Raw genomic sequence first — 21454 nt, forward strand, 5'->3', positions numbered from 1 at the left:
ATACGCGAGAATAGGGGGCAGAGTTGAACGATCCGTAAACCATTTGGGTCGCGGGCGGGCTGCAATGTGGCCGTAAGATTGCGGGGTGGTCGGCCAGTGGCCGAGTGGTGCTACGTAGGATGGGCGGAGCGAAGCGATACCCATCGATGCCTCCCGTTCACATATGTGATGGGTATCGCTGCGCTCCACCCATCCTACGAAGTTGCAGTCTCTCCACGTCATTGCGAGCGAAGCGAAGCAATCCATCTATCCCCGCGTTGAACCATGGATTGCTTCGCTTCGCTCGCAATGACGAATGGATGGAGTGACGTCACAAATGGTGGGCACGCTTCGCTCTGCCCACCCTACGCATCCTCTTCCACTTGCTGCGCCGACGCATGCGCCGGCGCTACCGGCATCGGAAACTTCTCGTACTGCTTCGGCAAGTTCACCGGCCGATAGCTCGGCATCGCGTCCATGCGTGCCAACGCGGATTCGTGGATCATGGCGCCGTCGGGAATCAAGCGCGGTTCGGCGTCCGGGATGTAATAGCCGAAATGGACTTTTCGCGCCGGCCACTCCTTGTAGCTCGCGCTCTTCGGCAAATATTCGAGGATCCACCACGCCCCTCGCAGCGAGGTGTGCAGCTCGCCGCGCACGTCGGGCACGACATAGGAGAACGGTGAGCCCTTGCGCTGAATGCCCCAGGCGAGCTGGTTGACGGTGGCCTGGTTGACCTGCAGCCCACATTTCGTCGCCTCGTCGATCATCCACAGCAGCGGATATTTGGAAAGCCCGCTTTCCTTTTCCGGATAACCGCCGCCGATATCGGCATGCACGCCGGCGAACCACACCTGCAGGATATCCTGCGGCTCGGCATGCGCGTCGTTGAAGCGGTTGTGCTTGTAGGTCTGCGGGTCGTCCCATTTTTTCAGGCGGAACATGCAGCGCCGCTCGTCCATCGAGATCGCCTGCCGGAACGTCTGCACGCTCGGGTTCACAAGGGTGAACGCCAGCTCCTCCAGGCTCGGCCAATAGAAGCGATCGGCCCGCGGCACGATCACGCTCGCCACCGTATCCCAGACGCCGACAAAGCGGATGGTCGGCCAGCGCGCCGAGGTGATGCGCGCGAATTGTGCGGCGTTGTCGAAGGCAGTCTGCGGCGCTGCGTCTTCCGCGGCGGCGACATCGATGGCCGACTTGATCTTCGCCCGCAGCTTCGGCGCCTCGTCAGAGGAGAACTGCTTGTAGGCGATCAGGCCGCTCCCTGCGAGATTGACCTGCTCCGGCGTGATCAGCCCCACCTTGTGGATCAGCCCCGCCAGCACCCGCACGGTGTAGGCGCCGCGGGAAAAGCCGAACAGGTAGATCTGGTCGCCGGCCTGATAGTTGTGGACCAGGAAGCCATAGGCCGAAAGCACGTTGTCATCGAGCCCATAGCCGGTGGCGAGCCCCAGGATCGCGTTGAAATCCTGCCTGAGCTTGTGCCACGGATCCGGCCGCGCCAGGGTGCCGACCCCCGGATCGTAATAGACGAGCTGCCGCGGGGACGTCTTCTCCGTCTTGCGCAGGCAGCGATAGAGCTTCAGCACGTTGGAGATGTTCTCGGAAATCTCGTTACCGGTGCCGTCGCAGCAGATGATGATGTTGCGCATGGAGGACTCGCGGGGAAATCAGGTGATGCTACCTTGGCGAGTATAGACGAAGTCTAAAAATTTTTACAGTGAAGCTCCCTGGGGCAGATAGCCCGCAAATTCATAAACGCATGAACGCAAGTGCAAACCGGTCTTGCTGCAAGTCTAATGCTACTACCACACAAGATAGAACTGCGTTGCCTCCAAAGCACGTGAGCACTATCGGCGCAATCGCTCGAAGGCTGGGATGTGAGGATCACCCGTCTCGCTTCTCCTCCTCATCGAAGTGATTGATCATCCATTCCACCCACGCTCGCAGCTCTGGGAAAGGCGCAACGAAGGATAGAATTTCTGCCGTATTGGCCCTGATGAACTCCGACAATTGTAGGGCCGCCTCCAGCGTAAGTCCCGACTGTTGAACAGCGGCGGAAAAGACGAGGCCCCCCGCGACCGTTGAGGTTAGGTTGTTTGCCGCCAGCACCGTTCTGCCGGCCTCTATTAAGAGATTGCGGACAGTAACATAAGCAGCGTGCCCCACTCTCGCAGCGTCCCACGAGGTGGAGAGCAAGCCCGCGTCCAATGCGTCCGCAAGTCCCCTTGCTCGCTCCGAGAACAAGCGTCTTTGCTTCGACAATGATGCCAGAATGTCGGAAGTTGGGCGCTCGATAAGGTGGGCGACTTCGGGGGCTAGGCGGGCAGCGTCAGAACGAGCGGTTAGTTCCAGCCCGGCCGGGAAGCCAAGTACGAAGCCCCCGTGCAACCTAGAAACTTCGATCAATAAGGCGAGATGCTCCGGCTCCAGCGGCTCAGAAATGGTCCTGTGAGCCTCCTGTCGCTCGAACGCTAGTGCCTGTGCTAAGACACTCGTACCCACGGACCAAATCTCCACAACGTCGATTTCGTCCAAGGGCTTTGCAAGAGACAGCACGTATTCATTTATTGTGCGAACAAGGAGGGGATGCTGGTTCCCCACCTTCAAGTTTGCGTTTTGAAGTAGCGCACTCTGTTTCTTTAGGCGCTGCAGTAGGGCCTGTTGGGTGGCCTTGTCGAACTCCTGCAGTTCCAGCGCCGGCGCGAGATCAAATTTCCCCTGCACCACTTTGAAGCTGGGCCCTGCCTCCGTTGTTGGTTCGGGAGGATTTCCTTTGCGTCCGCCTGACGAGGGGGGCTGCGTTGGTAACGTGTTGGTATCTAGTTCGTCACGGAGCCACGCCAAGACATTCAACGTCGCTAATGGCTGGCCAGGAGCGATGAGGCTAGGATAGGGGTGTGGCAACGGATTTCGTGACAGGTAGAGACCAAAATTCGACTTGAGCTTTGAATTGGTGGGCCGTGGCGTAACCTTGCCAAGCGAGCGTGCGTGTCCCAAGGCCTTTGGAAGTTGCTCCAATGCGTTATTCTCTAGATCGAGAAGTTCGAGAATGGGAAGCGTGCTTAGGGTGCTCGGAATCTCGGTTAATTTGTTGCTTCTCAGAGTAAATCGCCGAAGCCTAGTGAGACCGCTGACTTCTTCTGGGAGACGTTCTAGGAAGTTTCCATCCATATTTAGTCGGGTTAGGTACTCTAGCTTTCCAATGTTTGGAATAAGTTGCCTCAGCTTGTTAGACCGCAAATCCAGTGTCCGTAAATTTTGGAGCAGTCCGATTTCTGTTGGAAGAGTTTCAAGATTATTAGATGCAAGAAATAGCGAAGTAAGGCGACCCAACTTTCCCAACTCTGCGGGCAAGCTTGTGAGTGCGTTGTTACTTGCATGAAGACGTTCGAGCAAACCTAGATTTCCGACATTAGATGGAAGGTCTCTTATCTTATTGCTTTCAATATCGAGGAATGAAAGTTTTTGTAGCTGTCCAATGGCATCAGGAAGCAGTCTGATTTGATTCGCGCTGAATGACAGGATCATTAGTCCTGGAAGTTGAAAGACTTCTTCTGGCAGCTCAGTAATTTCGTTTTCGTCAGCATGAAGTTCAACCAGTTTTTTTAATTGCCCAACCGTTGCTGGTAGTCGTGCGAGATGATTGTCGCTTAGGTGAAGCCGCTGCAGCTTCGTCAGTTGTCCAATCTGCGAGGGAAGAACGGAAAGCTCGTTATTGCTCAAGTCTAGATATTCCAACCCAGTCAATTGCTCCAGGGTCGGAGGAAGTTCAACGATTTGGTTGTTGTTCAAATGGAGAGTTCTTAGCCCAACTAAATTCCAAAACTCAATCGGCAACAGACTCAACGTGTTTCTAGAGAGATTTAGGCTTCGGAGATTTTTGAGGTCGCCAATCGCTGATGGCAATCGCGCAAGACGGTTGCCCGAAAGGTCCAGATGAGTGAGAGCGGAGAGTGCACCGATTTCAGTTGGTAATTCGGCTAGACCGTAGTCTGAGAGGTCCAAGCTCTTCTGTTGCCGACGTAGAGCGTTGTTAGTGATTCGCCTCCGAGCTTGCTTGAAAGCCTCCTCGGGATCTTCAAATTTGAATTTGCGAGCAAATATGGTCCTTTCGTCGTCCATGCGCCTCCCCTCCGATCCGCGATTAGAGCGCCCCCGCACTGCGAGCCGTTGCTTGTCAGCAGGAATTGCTAGTTTTGCGTGTGTTGATTGTCCAAGATTGTAGATCATAAAGGTTGCGCATCTTACCAACTGATCTGGTGCTGGATGTTGGTCAGCGGCTGCGAAGCGATCGTGAGAACTTGTGCAAGTCGATTGTCCCTTGTCCCGCTATCCATGCGCGGCCGCCAACGATGCATTTTCCCTTGCTACTACGTCCCCGCCGGCCCCTGATTGACATCCACCACGTGCCGATCCTGTCCGACGGTGATAACAATCGTGTAGCTCTTCTGGCCGCCGGCCTGATCGGTGGGGGGCGCAATGTGCAACTGGCCGCCATACCATTCGCCGGGCATGAGCGTGTTGTCCTTGATGACTGTCTGCTCAAGCGCGGCCATGTTGCGCTGTCCCGTTTCGACGGTGGCTGCCACCATGGCCTCGTTCTGAATGGCGGCGTTGTTCTGTGCAATCACAGCAGCGGTAGGGCTGTAGAACGTGCCGGTGCGGCCGCTTGGCGTCGTGTAGGTGCCGCGACCAGCGTTTGAGGCGCCGTAGGAGTTCGCAGCAACGGCGACGCCTGTAAGAATGGCCGCTGCCACTTGCCGGTTTTTTTCTTCCTGCTGCAGCATTTCGAACGTGACGATCTGCATTCCGAAATCGGAACCGCCGACGTGCTGGATGGCTTCTACCTGAGCAACGCGAAACTCCGTCGGCTGCTTTCCGACGTTGTTTATTCCAACGACGAACACCGGTCGTCCGTTCACCTGCAATTGGCGCGAGGCCGGACGGACCAGCACAAGCGAATTCTTCTGACGTGAAACGAGCGCCGGTTGCCCGTCGCGCATCATGGCCTGTTGCTGTGGAGAAGCTCGAAAAGCGATCGTTTCGTTTGTTGAAACGCAGCCGCCCAGCGCGGCGCAAAGCGCCACGATTCCCAGATTACGCATGATAAGAACCCCCAGACCCGTCGCAAATACAATCGCAACCGCAGGGGGTGGGCAAGGGTGGATACGCGTTATATCCACCGTGAAAATACCGTGACTACTAAAGACGAATGACGTGGATGGCCGGGTCAAGCCCGGCCATGACGGAGAGAGTGTGTGTGATGTGCGCAAACAAAAACGGCCGGATCTTTCGACCCGGCCGCTGCAAACTCCGATCCGCCGATGTAGCTAAAACTCAGCTCGCCTTCTTCACGAACACCGGCTTGCCGACCTTCTTCTCGATCGCGCGCTTCAGATCGAGGGCGCGGGGGGAGAGCACGTCGGCCTTGGCCTTGATCAGGTAGGCGTCAAGGCCGCCATTGTGGTCGACGCTCTTGAGCGCGTTGGTCGAGACGCGCAGGCGCACGTTGCGGGCGAGCGCGTCCGAGATGAAGGTGACGTTGACCAGGTTCGGCAGGAAGCGCCGCTTGGTCTTGATGTTCGAGTGGCTCACCTTGTGGCCCACCTGGGGGCCCTTGGCCGTCAGTTCGCAGCGCCGGGACATTGCAAAATCCTCTTCCATCCCCGCCATAGGCAAGCGCATCTCGCGGCTGCGCGGGGGTCCAAAATCGCGTCCATTTCCAGGAACTGCGGTCGTATAGGGTGAGACGGCCGAACCGTCAAGGTTTTTGGCCGGCGTGGAGCCCGTTCCGACCAGCCCAAGCCCCTTGTTTTGACGGGTTTTCTTCGCGCGGACCGGAAATCCGCCCAGGGACCCAAGTCCGGGGCAGGCCTCCCTTGAAAACGCTATGCGGATTCGGCGGGTTTGTAAGGCGTTCCAGCCACTTAAGCCATCATATAAAGGGCGCAATCCGCGCCGACATCATGGGTTTCGATCGTAGAGACCTTGGCGCTTCCGCGAGAGGCTGATGGCGCTGAGGGGTCTTTCAAGCGTGGTTTTCGCGAAAGCACGCGTTGTTTGCCGGATATTTTTGCCTAAATGAACAGCCACTCGCGCCGATCCCGGGACAAGCCATTCGTGACCGCCAAACGCGCCGTTTCGCCCCTCTCTCGGCTCGGTTTCAGCCTGTGCGCCATAGCGTTCGCAGCGCTGGCGCCGCAGGCGGCTTCCGCGCAGGGCCGGCTGGATGCGCAGTATGAGGCGACGCTGTCGGGCATCCCGGTCGGCAAGGGTAGCTGGACCATCGAAATCGGCGACGACACGTTTTCGGCCTCCGCGCAGGGCGGCACCGCGGGCCTCCTGAAGGCGTTTTCCGGCGGCACGGGTTCCGGCGCCAGCCAGGGCCGCGTCGTGGGCGGCGTGCTGGTCGCCAATGCCTATACCGCCACCACCACCACGCAGAAGAAGTCCGAAACCATTCGGCTGGTGCTGGCCAATGGCGGCGTGAAGGATTTTTCGATCGATCCGGTGCCGCCGGTCGATCCTGATCGGGTCGTCGTCACCGAGGCGCACCGCAAGGGCGTGCTCGATCCCATGACCGGCTCGATGCTGCGCGTGCCTGGGAACGGCGAGGTGCTGTCGCCCGAGGCCTGCCGCACCGGCGCCGGCATCTTCGACGGGCGCCTGCGCTACGACCTCAAGCTCGATTACAAGCGCATGGAAACGGTGAAGGCCGAGCGCGGCTATCACGGGCCGGCGCTGGTCTGCGCGGTCTATTTTACGCCGATCGCGGGCTACATCCCCGATCGCCCCGTAATCAAATATCTCGCCACCGAACGCCGGATCGAGATCGCCTTCGTGCCGATCGCGGGAACCCGCGTCCTGGTTCCATTCCGCATGACCATTCCGACGCCGTTTGGCCCGGCGATGCTGGAGGCGACGTCGTTTGTGACGACGGCAGCGCCGCCGAGGGTGGCGAAGACGAATTGAGGGTTCGGGCGCGCTCGTGATCCCCGCTCCGCCGTCGTCCCTGCCTAGTGCGCAATTGCGCACGGGAGCGGGGACCCATAACCACAGGAGTTCATTGTTGTAGGCAGTAGCAACTCCCACCGCCTCCAAGCCGCACGGCCGCGGCGTATGGGTCCCTGCGTTCGCAGGGACGACGGCCAGCAGGGACGACGAGATAGCTGAATCGCCTTGACTCTTGACCACTTCTGATTCGACTCCGGCCTTTAAGGATTTCACCGCCAAACCGTCGCTTGTGGAGCCGTCACAAACTTGATCTAGTGCCACCCCGATGGTGTCAGCGCGAGATGTTGCGGTGAACGTATCGGGTTTCGGGAGGAGTCAGCGATTCGGGCGCGTTTCGTTCCAGACTCGTTCCAGAGCTTAAGCCGCGACCGCATCGCCGTCGCAGAATGAAACAGAATCGGCCGAGATGGTGCCAAAGGACGAAGTTCTGAGTTTCCCCGTCATTGCCTGCGACAAACGCGAAAGCGTTTGCGCTAGGGAGCGAAGCGACGAAGCAATCCATATCTCCGCGTGCGGCGCTATGGATTGCTTCGCTTCGCTCGCAATGACGATCGGCACCTAATAGAAACACCTGCACATAATGGCTTTCTCACCTTCCACGTTCGCGGCTGATCGCGCGCCCGGCGCCGGCGTCACCGCCGTGCTCGGGCCGACCAACACCGGCAAGACGCATCTGGCGATCGAGCGGATGCTGGGGCATTCGTCAGGGGTGATTGGCCTGCCGCTGCGGCTGCTCGCGCGCGAGGTCTACAACAAGATCGCGGATCGCGCCGGCGCTGAAGCGGTCGCGCTCGTCACTGGTGAAGAGAAGATCAAGCCGAAGAACCCGCGCTACTGGGTCTCCACCGTCGAGGCGATGCCGCGCGATCTCGACGTGTCGTTTCTCGCCGTCGATGAAATCCAGATCGCGGCCGATCTCGAACGCGGGCACGTCTTCACCGAGCGCATCCTGCATCGCCGCGGCCGCGACGAGACGCTGCTCTTGGGTGCCGCCACCATGCGCCCGATCATCGAGCGGCTGCTGCCGGGCGCGTCCATCATCACACGACCGCGGCTGTCGCAGCTCGAATTCGCCGGCGACCGCAAGATCACGCGCCAACCGCGACGCACCGCGATCGTCGCGTTCTCGGCGGATGAAGTCTACGCCATCGCCGAATTGATCCGCCGGCAGCATGGCGGCGCTGCTGTTGTATTGGGCTCGCTTAGCCCACGCACACGCAATGCGCAGGTCGCGATGTTCCAGAACGGCGACGTCGATTATCTCGTCGCGACCGACGCCGTCGGCATGGGGCTCAACCTCGACGTCGATCATGTGGCGTTCGCCTCCGACCGCAAATACGACGGCTATCAGTTCCGAAGGCTCAACCCGTCCGAGTTCGCGCAGATCGCGGGCCGCGCGGGCCGCGCCACGCGCAACGGCACCTTCGGCACCACGGGGCGCTGCGCGCCGTTCGAGCCGGAACTGGTGAACGCGCTGCAGAACCACACGTTTGACAGCGTCAAAATGCTGCAGTGGCGCAACTCAAAACTGGATTTCTCCTCGCTCGGCGCGCTGCAGGTGTCGCTGGCGCTGCCGCCGGGGCACGAGGCGCTGACCCGCGCGCCGATTGCCGAGGATCAGCGCGTGCTCGATCATGCGGCACGTGACGGCGAGGTGAGGGACATGGCCCACGGCGCCGCCGCCGTGGAACGGCTGTGGGACGCCTGCCAGATCCCGGATTACCGCAAGATCGCGCCGGCTGCCCACGCCGAGCTCGTGACTACGCTTTATGCATTCCTGATGAAAAAGGGCCGGATCCCTGACGCATGGTTCGCCGCCCAGGTCGACCAGGCCGACCGCGTGACCGGCGATATCGACACGCTGTCGGGCCGGATCGCGCAAATCCGCACCTGGACCTTCGTCGCCAACCGCCCGGACTGGCTGTCCGACCCCGATCACTGGCAGGGGATCGCCCGGGAGGTCGAAAATAAATTATCCGATGCGCTGCATGAACGGCTTACGGAGCGTTTCGTTGACCGCCGTACCAGTGTATTGATGCGCCGCCTGCGGGAGAACAGTGTTTTGAATACGGAAATTGGCAAGACCGGCGAAGTGATTGTTGAAGGCCACGCGATCGGCCGGCTCGATGGATTTACATTTGCACCCGATGCGGCGGAAGCCGGCTCGGATGCGAAAGCGTTGCAGGCCGCTGCCCAGCAAGTGCTCGCCAGCGAGATCGACGCGCGCGCTACAAAACTTAGCACGGCGCCCGACGACCAGTTCGTGTTGACGTCGGACGGCACCATCCGCTGGACCGGCGATGCCGTCGCAAAGCTCGTCGCCGCCGACGACGCGCTGCATCCGCGATTGCGCATCATTGCTGATGATCGTCTCTCCGGCGCGCCGCGCGAGGCCGTGCAGGCGCGGCTCGATCTGTGGCTGAAGACGCATATCGAAAAGCTGCTTGGCCCGCTGTTCGGATTGTCGAAGGCCGAGGACATCACCGGCATCGGGCGCGGCATCGCGTTCCAATTGGTCGAGGCGCTCGGCGTGCTGGAGCGCGCAAAAATTTCCGCCGAGATGAAGGATCTCGACCAGGCCTCGCGCGCCACCTTGCGCAAATACGGCGTGCGCTTCGGCGCCTATCACATCTATTTCCCCGGGCTGCTGAAGCCCGCCGCGCGCGCGCTGGCTTCGCTGTTGTGGGCCGAGAAGCAGGACAATGTCGACATGTCCGCGCTCTCAGGCGCGCAGCATCTGGCGAGCTCGGGCCGCACCTCGTTCCCGGTCGACAAGGCGTTGCATCGCGACGCCTATCGTGTGCTCGGCTATCGCCAGTGCGGTGAGCGCGCGGTGCGCGTCGATATTCTGGAGCGGCTCGCCGATCTGATCCGGCCCGCGCTGGCGTGGCGCGAGTCTTCGCCCGGCGAAAAGCCGACGGGTGCGTTCGACGGCCGCGGCTTTGTGGTGACGCAGGCGATGACCTCGCTCACGGGATCTGCCGGCGAAGACTTTGCCTCGATCCTGCGCGCGCTCGGCTACCGCATGGACAAGCGCCCGCCATTGCCGCCGAAGCCCGCGCCCTCGCCCGAGGTCGTTGTCGAGACGGTCGCCGCTGAGACGCCGCCGGTGGAGGCGAGTGCCGAGACGACGGTGGAGACAACGGCAGAGACGCCGGCGGAAGAAGTTGCTGCCGAATTGCCTGTTGCGAGCGAGCCCGTGTCGTCGGCTTCATTGCTGCCCAATGTCACGCCGGTGGCGGAAGCGACCGAAGAGGTTGCGCCCGAGGTTGCGCCCGCCGAAGCCACGCCCGCCGAGACCACGCCGGCGCAAGCCGCGATCGCGGACGCGCCGCCGGAACAGGAGGCAGAGCAGGCGATCAGCGCCGCGGAAGCTGCGGCTGAGCCCGCCACCGCCAGCGAAGCTCCCGTTGAAGGCGCTGCCGCAGAAACCGCTCCCGCAGAAGCCGCTGTCGAAGCCAAGCCCGATGCGCCGCCAGCCGAGCCGCAGCTCGTCGAAGTCTGGCGGCCGGGTGGCCGTTCCGAGGAGCGCCGCCCGCATCACGACCGCAACCGCCAGCGCCATCACGCCCGCCCGGCGGAGGGCGCGCCTGCAGCCAGCGGCGAAGGCGGTGAGGGCGCTCAGCGCGAGCAACGCCATCGCCGTGGCCGCCGCAACAACGAGTTTCGTAAACCCCGCGAGGGTGTGCCGGCGGATGCCACGGCGACCCCGGTGGCGGCTGAGGGCGCACCGGCGGCTGAAGCGCGTCAGGAAACACGTCAGGACCGTCCGCCCCGCGAGCGTTTTGAAGGCAAGGGCCGCGACAAGTTCGATCGCAACAAGGGTGACCGCAACAAGGGTGGTGGGGGTCGCGACAAGGGCGAGCGCGGCGGCCGTGATTTCGGCGGACGCGACAAGGGCGGTCGTGACAAGCGCGATAGCGGCCCCTCGCACCGTCAATGGGCGACCAGCGCCAGCCCGCGCGAGCGCGATCGTCCGGTCGATCCCAATTCGCCATTTGCAAAACTGGCGGCGCTGAAAGAACAGCTTGCCGGCCGGAAGGAATAGCCGAGTAAATATTTGGAGCGGCAGCGTCTCGATAAGTGGCTGTGGCACGCGCGGGTGGTGAAGGCCCGCACCTCCGCTGCCGCGCTCGTCGAGGCCGGTCACGTCCGCATCAACGGCGTGCGCGAGAAGGCGCCGGGACACGCGGTTAAGCTCGGCGACGTGCTGACGATCGCGCTCGATCGCAGCGTGCGCATTCTCAAAGTGGTGGGATTTTCCGAGCGGCGGGGAGACGCTGCGGCCGCGCGCGTGCTCTACGATGATTTGCAGAATCACAAAGAGTGATTAAGTGCACAGAGCAGGCGGCGAGGCCTGAAAACGGCGGTTTGAAGCGCGCTGCTTCCCTTGCGGCAGCGCACTGCATGCGCTACGCAAACCCCGGAAAACTGATCCGTCTCGGAGCCTTGTTCGGAGCCTTGGATGACTTACGTCGTCACTGAAGCCTGCATCAAATGCAAATATACCGACTGCGTTGAGGTCTGCCCCGTCGACTGCTTTTACGAGGGCGAGAACATGCTGGTCATCCATCCGGACGAATGCATCGACTGTGGCGTTTGCGAACCCGAGTGTCCTGCTGACGCCATCAAGCCTGACACCGAGCCGGGGCTGGAGAAGTGGCTCGAGGTCAACACCGAGTACGCCAAGAGCTGGCCCAACATCACCCAGAAGAAGGACATGCCGCCCGACGCGAAAGAATTCGATGGTGTGGAAGGCAAGTTCGAGAAATATTTTTCCAAGGAACCCGGCTCCGGCGACTAGCCTGTGGATAACTTAAGGGCTCGTTGAGCCTGTTTTGGGCCCCAAACTGAACCGATCCAGCGTTGCTGATTTAACCCTGTTAGCGGACTTATGGCGGAACCAGACCCGTAAAGGCTGGGAACCCGGCGTAAATCATTGATTTTTGCGGAAAATGTGCTATATTGGGCACATTATAAGCCGATCCTGGCCATGCGTACCTTGTGGCCCCGGTGGGTTCCCGTAAAAACATCGAACAGGGGCGTGGCAGTTCCGCGCGCAGGCTGTGTCACAGAAAACGCGTAAAAAGAGTGCTTCCAAGACCACGAAAAAAGCCGCTCCGGCCAGCCGCAGCGCAACCAAAGGCCGTGCCAAGGCGACCGTAAAGGCTGCCAGGAAGGTTGCGGCCACAAAGTCCTCAAAGAACAAAAGAAGCGCAATGCCAGAAAAGACTGCCAAGACTGCCGCGAAAGCGACGGGTTCGAAGTCCCCTGTGTCGAAAGTTGCTACCAAGGCTCCCGTGAAGGCTGCGCCCCCGAAAGCCGCCGTTGCGCCGAAGGCTCCCGTCAAGCCGGCCGCCGCCGCGCCGCGCGTCGAGGAGCCGAAGAAGGTCGTGACCCAGCGTCAGGGCTTCAAGGCCAATGAATTCGTGGTCTATCCCGCCCACGGCGTCGGCCAGATCCTGGCCATCGAGGAGCAGGAGATCGCGGGCGCCAAGCTCGAGCTGTTCGTGATCAATTTCATGAAGGACAAGATGACGCTCCGCGTGCCGACCGCCAAGGTCGCCAATGTCGGCATGCGCAAGCTGTCCGAGCCGGCGCTGGTCAAGAAGGCGCTGGAGACCCTCAAGGGCCGTGCGCGCGTCAAGCGGACCATGTGGTCGCGCCGGGCGCAGGAATACGAAGCCAAGATCAATTCGGGCGACATCGTCGCGATCGCCGAAGTGGTCCGCGACCTCTACCGTTCGGAATCGCAGCCCGAGCAGTCCTACAGCGAACGCCAGCTTTATGAAGCAGCGCTCGATCGGCTGTCGCGCGAAATCGCCGTCGTCCAGCATTCGACGGAGACCGAAGCGGTCAAGGAAATCGAGAGCCAGCTCGCCAAGAGCCCGCGCCGCGGCGCCAAGGCCGAAGCGACCGAGGCTGACGGCGAGGCCGATGAGGCCGATGTCGAAGCCGACGGCGACGACGCTGCCGTGGCGGACGAAGCCGCCTGAAAGGATCCCAATTCCAGGGATTGAAACGAAAAGCCCGGTCGAAAGACCGGGCTTTTTGTTTTTGGGTTGCGCTAGTTTCCTGTCCTCGCACCGCTCCCCTTCTCTCTGCGCCAGACGAAAGCTCATTGCGGCAACACGGCGTCCGCGCGGGTTAACCCCTTGTTAACCATAACCGCTCAGCATCTGACGGGGGCTCCAAGGAGCAGCGCCATGTCGTTACCTGATGTACAACCCCGAGCAAATCTGCTCTCCGAGTTCGCCCTGGCTACGCTCAGCGCATTCGGTGTGGGCTTGCCGATTGCAGTCGTGATCATCTGGATCTGTTCCTGATCTCGGTGTCGCTTGACGCAGTCCGACGGGCGAACAATTCGCCTGCACACGCAATGATAGATAGTTGCCGAATCACCTCAACCCGTCGTGCCGCCGTTCGCCCGGATTGTGGCCAAATTTTCGGCCATTTGTGACCAAATTTAAGAGTGACGCTTCCGTCCACATCTAATTGAACCGCAGGGGGTGTTCGATGAAGACGCAAATTCTGCTGGTCTTTTTCGCCGCTTGTATCGCTGCTCTCATGCCGGCCGGCGTGGCAAATGCGAAGGCCATGGAATGCAGTGTCGCTCGGCCTTCGAGTGCGCACGGGTATTGGTCCTGGCGCCTGATCGATGGACGAAAATGCTGGTACGCCGGCAAGACCATGGTCTCGAAATCGCAGTTGCAGTGGCCCGCGAAGGCGTCGGTGCAAGCGAAAGCCGATACAGCGCAAGTGAAAACCGATACCGCGCCAGTGCCAGTAACCGTCGTCCCGGTAACCGTCGTCAGGGAGCGCAGCGATCCACTCGACGCGCAAGCGCGGCTGCTTGACTACGCCAACAGTTTCGAAGTGCGGTGGCGCGCGCGGGCGATCACGGACTAGACTCGGTCACGAAGCGCAGGAAAGTAAGTCGGCGAATGCGTGCGCCCGGCGGGCCGTGTTCGCGCTCTTCGGTGGGGCCACTGGAGATCATCCCAGATGGCGTTTTGAGGGCTTTGACGTGGAAGCCAGCCAGATTTTCGACCTCTTATAACCAGAATAGAAGGCTAGTTACTCCCGCGCTCAACTAACCGCAGGGGGAGTGACCGATGAAGATGCAAATTCGGCTTATCTTTTTCGCCGTTTGCATTGCTGCGCTCGTACCGATTGGCATGCTGACCGCGCAGGCCAAAGCGCAGATCAAGCAATGCGTTGCTTCGCCATCAAAGACACAAGGGCATTGGTCCTGGCGCCTGATCGACGGGCGAAAATGCTGGTACGCCGGCAAGACCGTGATCTCGAAATCATTGCTGAAGTGGCCCGCAGCGGCGCCCGCGCAAGCGAAAGCCAAGGTCGACGCGGTATCCGCGCAAGCCAAGGTCAAGGTCGAGGCGGCGCCCATCATCGTCGCCACAGAGAAACGTAGCGGCCCCATGGATGCCCAGGCGCGGATGCTCGACGACGATAGTTTCGAGTCGCGATGGCGTGCGCGGGTGACTGCCGAGTAGCAGCGGACGAAACTGGATTGCTTCGTCGCTTGCGCTCCCTTGCGCAAACGCTTCGCGTTTGTCGCAGGCAATGACGATGTGTAGCCCGGGTGGAGCCACCGGGTCGCGCGAATGCGCGCCCGATGACAGGCTTCGCGAAATCCGGGGCCGTCGCAGAGCGGGTCGAGCGAGCCCGGATTGCGCTTCGCTCCATCCGGGCTACGTTCTTTCGGGGTGCCCGCGCCTCAATCCACCACGATCTTCACGCGGTCCCTTGGCTTGACCTGCGCGTGCTGGTCGAGGCCGTTGAGGATGCGGAAGCGTTCGGTGGGGCGGTCGACGCCGGTCATGCGGTGGGCGAGCGATTCCACGGTGTCGCCGGGCTGCGCGGTGATGACCTTGATGCGCAGGGGGCGGGCGGCCTGGATTTCTTCCAGCGTCAGCCGTCGGAACGAGTTGACGGTCTCGCGCGCATTGCGCTCGCTCTCAGTGTTGCGCTGCTTGGCGGCGAAGATGAAGCGGTAGACGTCGCTGCCGTAACGCAGCGCATAGACCTTGAATTGCCACTGATCGCCATTCGCGGACGTCGAAGCCACCGGGAAGCCGTTGATCATCATGTCTTCGGTGGAACCCTTGTCGACGCCTTCCATCCAGCCGGAATTGAGGTAATCGGCAAGCGACTGTTCGGCCGGCACACGCACCACGTCAAAGCGCATCGCCTGCGTGCCGCCCTCGCGCACGCCGATCACGGCCTGCGCGGTGTTATCCAGCGTAAACGTATCGGGCGCGGCGAAGGTGAAGCCGAGTTTCGGATGCAGGAAGCGCCGGCCGCGCACAAAACCTTCGCTGGGGTCCTCGCCATAGACGATGTTGTCGATCGCGGCGAGATAGGTCTCGCGGTCGCGCTCGGCGCTCTGCGGCGAGGTGTATTGCCGGGCGCTCGCCTGCGCGTTCTGCACGCGTTCGGGCGTCGCCGGATGCGAGGACAGGAAATCCTGCGCGCGGGGATCGAGCGAGGTCTTGCCGGCCTTCATCGCCGCATTGCGCTCCATCGCGGCGAGGAAGCGCGCGGCGCCATAGGGATCGAAACGGGCTCGGGCCGCAATGCCGACGCCGATGCCGTCGGCTTCGAATTCCTGTGCGCGCGAGAAGCTCGCCATCGTCAGTTTCGTTTTCGCCAGCGCCAGCGCCGTCAGATCGGGGTCGTTGCTCATGTCGGTGACGACACGGGTCACCACCGCCGCCTGCCGCGCCTGGTCTTCCCGGATCGAGGCGTGTTTTGCGATGACATGCGCCATCTCGTGGCTCAGCACCGAAGACAATTCGGAGGTGTCGCTGGCGAGCGCCACCAGGCCGCGCGTCACATAGAGTTGGCCGGTCGGCAGTGCGAAGGCGTTGACCGCGCCGGAATTGAGGATGGTCACCCGATAGGCCTGCTCGGGACGGTCGGAGGCCGCGACCAGCCGGTCGACGGTCTTGCCGATCAGGGTCGCGAGTTTCGGATCGTCATAGGCGCCGCCATAAGAGGCGAGAATGCGCTCATGTTCGCGCTCGCTTGCAGGCGTCTGCGCGACGGTGCGGCTCGGCTTCGGCGCCGCCACCGTCGGCGCGGGGGTCTCGAGTTTTCCCAGATTTCCACAGGCAGAGAGCGTAAGCGCGGCGCACAGCAGCGCCGGCGCAGCCAAGAGGCGGCAGCCCATGTTTCCTTCGCGCCGTCCTGCACGATGCGTCAAATCAGCCACTGGACCCACGATCCGACCGGGATCGTCGATCTCATCCCTTTTTTGCGCGTAATCCAACCGAAAACCGGTGCCCAGCTTTCGAATCACGCGCTATTTCCCGCCCAGCACCTCAATTTGCCCCACCCTGAGCAGCTCGATCCGTGGTCCTCCCCGCGACGAGACAACGCCGCGAACACGAATCCGTCGATTTTCGAGCGACTTAGGTCCAAGGTTGGCGCTCTCGAACGCCGGTATGATGCGCCTTGAAATAGTCGCAGCGAAGTCCCGTGTCCAGTTACGCCCGAAATTCAGGTAGGTGATTGCCCCTGCCTGCCGAACCGACAGGACTTTGCCCTCGACTACCGTAAAGTGCCCAATCGCGGACAGAATATCGCCCGAACTTTCCGCGTTTTTTATGGCCGTGGTTTCGGCCCAAATGCCCAATTTGGCATCGCGCGCCGCGGCCTCGGCGGCGGCCAGTGCTGCAGCGCAATTTTTTTCGGATATATCGACGGCTGCCACCGCCTCGCCGCGGCGCAGCAGTTCGCTTTGCACCGAGTGTTCCGAGCCGGTCACGAACACAAAGGCGCCCTGGCGGCCATAGCGGTCCGGCGAATCGTCGTCGCCATGCAGCGTCACGTCGCGGCCGGCGGCAATGGCGGACAAGGCGGCTCTCCCGCTGGGTCTGTCGGTTCCACCATGCTCGATGCCGGCGAGGCGGATCTCGCGGCCGTCTTCGAGGCGTAGGTTGCGCGCATCGACCACGGTGGTGACACGCCCTTCGCCCTGCCGCTCAAGCGCGCAATCGGCGGCGTTGGCCCACCCCATGGAAGCCAGCACCAAGAGTGATGCGGCGCAGGCCGGGAGCGAAGCGCTGTCACGCGATGCCGGAGGGATCATACCGCTGCTCTCTGTTCCGCCTGTTCCTGTATGCTCAACATCAGCCGGCATTGCTACCAGAGATTGCCACGAAGGAGGAGACAATGGAAGTCAACGGCATTGCACATATTTTTCTCACCGCCTCGAATTACGACCGCTCCCGCGATTTTTATTCGAGGCTGCTGCCGTTTCTTGGGCTGAAGCCGGTCATCGATACCGAGACGACCTATTACTGCGTCGGCGGCCGCACCGCGGTCGGCATCAGCGCGCCGTCAGCCGAGCATGAAGGCGCGGCATTCGAGCAACAGCGTGTCGGGTTGCATCACCTCTGCTTCCGTGCCCGCGAGCGCGCCGACGTCGACGAACTGCATGGCTTCCTGACGACACTCGGAGCGAAGATCATCCGTGCGCCGCGCGAGGATCAATGGGCGCCGGGATATTATTCGATTCTGTTCGAAGATCCCGATGGCATCCGGCTGGAGCTCAATCATGTGCCGGGGAAGGGGTTGTTGGGATAGTGCGGCTCGTAGCTGCGTAGGATGGGTGGAGCGAAGCGATACCCATCATGCCTCTGCACAGGGATTGATGGGTATCGCTGCGCTCCACCCATCCTACGCACTGGTTGTGCAACGCTGCTTGCTGCAAATCGCGCGCGCATCAAAATCCAGTTGTTGGCATCATGTCATGCGCTGCTTGGTAGTGAGCATCCGTAGCCGAGCACCGCTTCGCAAGAAATAGAGAGCTAATCGCAGTCGAATTGCCGCATCAAGGCGTGCCATCCCAGGGACATTGGGATAAGTTTCCTTCGCCGTGACCTGCCATTCAGCCTGCTGTCAACCACACATCCGGTGGAGCCAATGCAGCAGATTTCACGCTGGCTTGAGAAGCTTGGTCTTGAACAATACGCGCTGCGTTTTGCCGAGAACGGGATCGATCTTGGTGTCCTTCCCGAACTGACGGACCAGGATTTCGACAGACTCGGTGTCCTGCTCGGCCATCGACGTAAAATGCTGCGCGCGATCGCCGAACTCAAACAAGGCGAATTGGTCGCGGAGCCGGCGTCTCGGCACGACGCCGAGCGACGCCACCTCACCGTTATGTTCTGCGACCTGGTCGGCTCGACGGCGCTTTCGGCGCGTCTCGATCCCGAGGACATGTGGGAGGTGATCCGCGCCTATCGGGCCGCCTGCGCGAAGGTCGTCGCCGCCTATGACGGCGTGATCGCCAGGTTTGTAGGCGACGGAATTCTTGCCTATTTCGGCTATCCCCGCGCGCACGAGGATGATGCGGAGCGCGCAGTGCGAGCGGGGCTCGACATCATCGCCGCGATAAGGCCGCTCGAAACGCGCGCGGAACGGGTCGCGGTGCGGATCGCGATCGCGACCGGGCTTGTGGTGGTGGGCGACCTCATCAGCGGAGGCGTGTCAGAAGAGCAGGCCATGGTCGGCGATACACCGAACATCGCCGCCCGGCTCCAGAGCCTGGCAGAGCCGGGGGCGGTCGTCGTTGCTGCTTCGACGCGCGAGTTGCTTGGCGATCTCTTCATTTTTCGCAACCTCGGCCTCCGCGAGGTCAAGGGCATCTCCCAACCCATCGCGGTCTGGGCGGTCGAAGGTGGCGTTGCATCGGAGAGCCGCTTCGAGGCAGTGCGTACCGCGCGCTCGCTGGGCTTTGTCGGCCGCAAGGCAGAGATCGAATTCGCACTCTCGCGCCAGCAACTGGCGTGGCAGAGCCAGGGCCAAATGGTGCTGATTTCCGGCGAGGCCGGAATCGGCAAATCGCGCATTGTGGCAACGCTCTCCGAAAGCCTCGCGTTGGGGACGCACCGCCGGATACGGTATCAGTGCTCGCCCTACCACACGAACAGCGCGCTCCATCCCTTTGTCGCCCAGCTCGAGCGCGCTGCCGGCATCGGGTCAACAGACACATCCGAGCAAAAGCTCGACAAGCTTGAGGCAATGCTTGCGCTCGGAACGGACCAGGTCGCTAACGCGACACCACTCATCGCTGCATTGCTTTCGATTCCCACCGGCGAGCGCTATCCGCCGCTGGGTTTAAGTCCCGTGCAGCAGCGGCGACAGACATTTGCTGCCCTTCTCGACCAGCTTGAGGGTTTGGCGCGGCAGCAACCTGTGCTGATTGTCTGCGAGGACATGCATTGGGCTGATGCCACGACGCTTGAGCTGTTCGATCTTACGGTCGACCGGATCAGGGGATTGCCGATACTCGTGCTCATGACCTTCCGGCCCGAGTTCGAGCCGCCCTGGGCGGGCCTTGCCAATGTCAGTCTGCTGCAGCTCGAGCGGCTTGACCGTCAGGACACGCGCGCCCTGATCGAGCAGGTGACCGTCGGCCGAAAGCTGCCGCGCGAAATGATGACGCAGATCATCGACAAGACGGATGGCATCCCGCTGTTCGTGGAAGAACTGACCAAGATGGTGCTGGAGTCGGGGTTGCTGGTGGAAGATGCCGGGCGCTATCGCCTCGACAGTCCGCTGCCGCCGCTCGCCATTCCCGCGACGCTGCAGGACTCGCTGATGGCGCGGCTTGATCGGCTGGCCCCGGTCAAGGAGGTTGCGCAGATCGGTGCTGCCATCGGCCGCGACTTCTCATACGCGCTGCTGCGATCCGTGGCGGGACGCGATGATCTGACGCTGGGCGCTGCGCTGGCGCAACTCGAAGAGGCCGAACTGCTGGTGCGTCGCGGGGTGCCGCCGGAATCGACCTACAGCTTCAAGCACGCGCTCGTTCAGGAAGCGGCTTACGAGAGCCTGCTCAAGAGCCGGCGGCAACTGCTGCATCAACACATCGGCGACGTTCTGCGCGACAAGTTTCCGGTCATCGCCGAGACCGAGCCGGAAGTCCTGGCATTCCATTTCACTGAAGCGGGGTTGAGCGCAACTGCGCTGGAATGGTGGCGCACGGCCGGCCAGCAGGCATTGAGGCGCTCGGCCTATACTGAAGCCATCGCACATCTCGGCAAGGCGGTTGCGATCGCCGACGCGTTGCCCGTCGGGCCGGGCCGAACCATGAACCGGCTGCAGCTTCAAATCGCCTATGGCCGCGCGCTGCGGGGCAGCCTTGGCCACAGCGCCCCCGAAACGGTGGCCGCGTGGAAGCGCGCCCGACGATTCGCGGCCGACATCAATGATCCGGTCGAACTGGCGCCGGTCCATTCGGGCCTGTTCAATGCCTGCCTGACCCACGGCGAGATCGCACCGATGTGGGAGTTGACCGAGGCCATCATGGCCGTCGCCAGGCAGCGATCGGAATCGCCGGTGGCCGCAGTGGTCGCATACTGGACAACCGGGGTGACCTGCTGGTTCGGCGGCGATTACCTGAACGCGCGACTGCATCTCGAGCGTGCGCTTGCGATCTATGAGGCTGAGCCTGATCCGGCGACCTTCAAGGCGTCGGCGCTGGACCTGCCTTTCGTCATCATGCGGTTTCTTGCGCTGGTGCTCTGGCCGCTCGGCAGCATTGATCGATCGCGCCGGCTCGCCGCCGAAGCGGTGCGCGCCACCGGAGATAAGCCGGCGCTCTCTCAGGCCAATGCGCTCGTTCACAAGGCGGTCTTCGACGGACTATGCGGGGGCATGCTGCAGGAGACGGAGACTATTCTGGCTCTCGGCCTCGCGCGCGAGCATACGATGCCGTTGTATGTAGCCGCCGGCAGCTACCTGAACGGCCTGGCCAAGTGGCGCGCCGGCGACCGGATGGATGGGCTTGCGGAAATGCAGCGGGGCTGGACATTGCTTCACGAGAACGACTGCTACCTCTGCGAACCATTTTGGGGGATGCAGGTTGCCGCGGCGAATGCGGAGGCCGGGCAACCTGAGGCTGGCTTGGAAATCTTGCGGGAATTGATCTCCTCGACAGAACAATCCGGCCAGCATTGGCTTGATGCCGAACTCCATCGCAGCCAGGGTGAGCTGTTGTTGCGCCTTGGCCCGCCGCACGTTTCCATGGCCGAAGACACGTTCCGCACGGCCCTGGAAATTGCCCGAACCCAACAAACGAAGACTTTCGAACTGCGCAGTGCAATTGGACTTGCGCACCTCTACCGTGCAAATGGGCGAGCCGAGGCAATACCTGAGCTGCTCGCACCAGTTCTTGCTGATTTCGACATGGCGCAAGATCTCTCCGAAATAGGGGAAGCGAAAACCTTGCTAAAGCAGGGGCAGTCCATGCCTGTCGAGCCAGTGCGTAGGATGGGTTGAGCCAACGGGTCGCGCGAACGCGCGCCCGATGACAGGCTCCGCGATACCCATCGCTGTTACGGGCGGCGATTGATGGGTATCGCTTCCGCCTTCGCTCGTTGAGCTACGGCGGACAAGGCGCTCCACCTATCCTAAGGGTCGC

At 61.7% G+C, this 21454-nt stretch carries 15 protein-coding genes; 9 read left to right on the forward strand and 6 right to left on the reverse strand.

The window, feature by feature from the left end; translation table 11 throughout:
• Positions 1 to 344: 344 nt before the first annotated feature.
• From KIP88_RS16200 to rpmB, 4 genes are all read right to left on the reverse strand, one after another.
• Complete coding sequence (locus tag KIP88_RS16200; RefSeq protein WP_214488929.1) at positions 345 to 1634, reverse strand: DUF2235 domain-containing protein; 1290 nt, start codon at positions 1632 to 1634, stop codon at positions 345 to 347.
• Positions 1635 to 1869: 235 nt separating this feature from the next.
• Positions 1870 to 4107 (reverse strand): leucine-rich repeat domain-containing protein, encoded by a 2238-nt coding sequence (locus KIP88_RS16205; protein ID WP_214488930.1) that lies wholly within the window; start codon positions 4105 to 4107, stop codon positions 1870 to 1872.
• Between the two features lie 248 nt (positions 4108 to 4355).
• On the reverse strand, positions 4356 to 5090 hold the full coding sequence (locus KIP88_RS16210) for a hypothetical protein (RefSeq protein WP_214488931.1): 735 nt from the start codon (positions 5088 to 5090) through the stop codon (positions 4356 to 4358).
• 232 nt (positions 5091 to 5322) lie between these two features.
• The gene (gene rpmB, locus KIP88_RS16215; RefSeq protein WP_057855003.1) at positions 5323 to 5631 is read right to left on the reverse strand and encodes a 50S ribosomal protein L28; all 309 of its coding nucleotides are present in this window, start codon (positions 5629 to 5631) and stop codon (positions 5323 to 5325) included.
• Between the two features lie 435 nt (positions 5632 to 6066).
• Between rpmB and KIP88_RS16220 the strand changes: the two genes are divergently transcribed.
• From KIP88_RS16220 to KIP88_RS16250, 7 genes are all read left to right on the forward strand, one after another.
• On the forward strand, positions 6067 to 6957 hold the full coding sequence (locus tag KIP88_RS16220) for a DUF3108 domain-containing protein (RefSeq protein WP_214488932.1): 891 nt from the start codon (positions 6067 to 6069) through the stop codon (positions 6955 to 6957).
• 622 nt (positions 6958 to 7579) lie between these two features.
• A complete protein-coding gene (locus KIP88_RS16225; protein ID WP_214488933.1) occupies positions 7580 to 11047 on the forward strand; it encodes a helicase-related protein in 3468 nt (1155 codons plus the stop codon).
• A 12-nt stretch (positions 11048 to 11059) separates the two neighbouring features.
• Positions 11060 to 11329: an RNA-binding S4 domain-containing protein gene (locus KIP88_RS16230; RefSeq protein WP_214488934.1), complete on the forward strand. Its 270-nt coding sequence runs from the start codon at positions 11060 to 11062 to the stop codon at positions 11327 to 11329.
• A gap of 135 nt (positions 11330 to 11464) precedes the next feature.
• Positions 11465 to 11803 (forward strand): ferredoxin FdxA, encoded by a 339-nt coding sequence (gene fdxA, locus KIP88_RS16235; RefSeq protein WP_214488935.1) that lies wholly within the window; start codon positions 11465 to 11467, stop codon positions 11801 to 11803.
• A gap of 469 nt (positions 11804 to 12272) precedes the next feature.
• Positions 12273 to 12995, forward strand: coding sequence for a CarD family transcriptional regulator (locus KIP88_RS16240; RefSeq protein ID WP_308163579.1), 723 nt, complete (start codon positions 12273 to 12275; stop codon positions 12993 to 12995).
• Between the two features lie 520 nt (positions 12996 to 13515).
• Positions 13516 to 13908: a hypothetical protein gene (locus KIP88_RS16245; RefSeq protein WP_249790826.1), complete on the forward strand. Its 393-nt coding sequence runs from the start codon at positions 13516 to 13518 to the stop codon at positions 13906 to 13908.
• A gap of 206 nt (positions 13909 to 14114) precedes the next feature.
• Entirely contained in the window at positions 14115 to 14513 is a 399-nt protein-coding gene (locus KIP88_RS16250) for a hypothetical protein (protein WP_249790827.1), read from the forward strand.
• A gap of 224 nt (positions 14514 to 14737) precedes the next feature.
• Here KIP88_RS16250 and KIP88_RS16255 read toward each other — a convergent pair whose 3' ends face one another.
• Both KIP88_RS16255 and KIP88_RS16260 read right to left on the reverse strand, forming a co-directional pair.
• Entirely contained in the window at positions 14738 to 16192 is a 1455-nt protein-coding gene (locus KIP88_RS16255) for a M48 family metalloprotease (protein ID WP_214488937.1), read from the reverse strand.
• Positions 16193 to 16324: 132 nt separating this feature from the next.
• Positions 16325 to 17113, reverse strand: a complete 789-nt coding sequence (locus tag KIP88_RS16260) for a thermonuclease family protein (RefSeq protein ID WP_214488938.1) — start codon at positions 17111 to 17113, stop codon at positions 16325 to 16327.
• Positions 17114 to 17196: 83 nt separating this feature from the next.
• On the opposite strand from KIP88_RS16260, the gene KIP88_RS16265 reads away from it, so the two are divergent.
• Complete coding sequence (locus tag KIP88_RS16265; protein ID WP_214488939.1) at positions 17197 to 17610, forward strand: VOC family protein; 414 nt, start codon at positions 17197 to 17199, stop codon at positions 17608 to 17610.
• Positions 17611 to 17949: 339 nt separating this feature from the next.
• Positions 17950 to 21312 carry an adenylate/guanylate cyclase domain-containing protein gene (locus tag KIP88_RS16270; protein WP_214488940.1) on the forward strand — a complete coding sequence of 1121 codons (3363 nt, stop codon included), beginning with the start codon at positions 17950 to 17952 and terminating at the stop codon, positions 21310 to 21312.
• The last annotated feature ends 142 nt before the right edge of the window (positions 21313 to 21454 follow it).

Origin of the sequence: Bradyrhizobium sp. SRL28 (assembly GCF_018596315.1) — a bacterium.
Classification (GTDB): domain Bacteria; phylum Pseudomonadota; class Alphaproteobacteria; order Rhizobiales; family Xanthobacteraceae; genus Bradyrhizobium.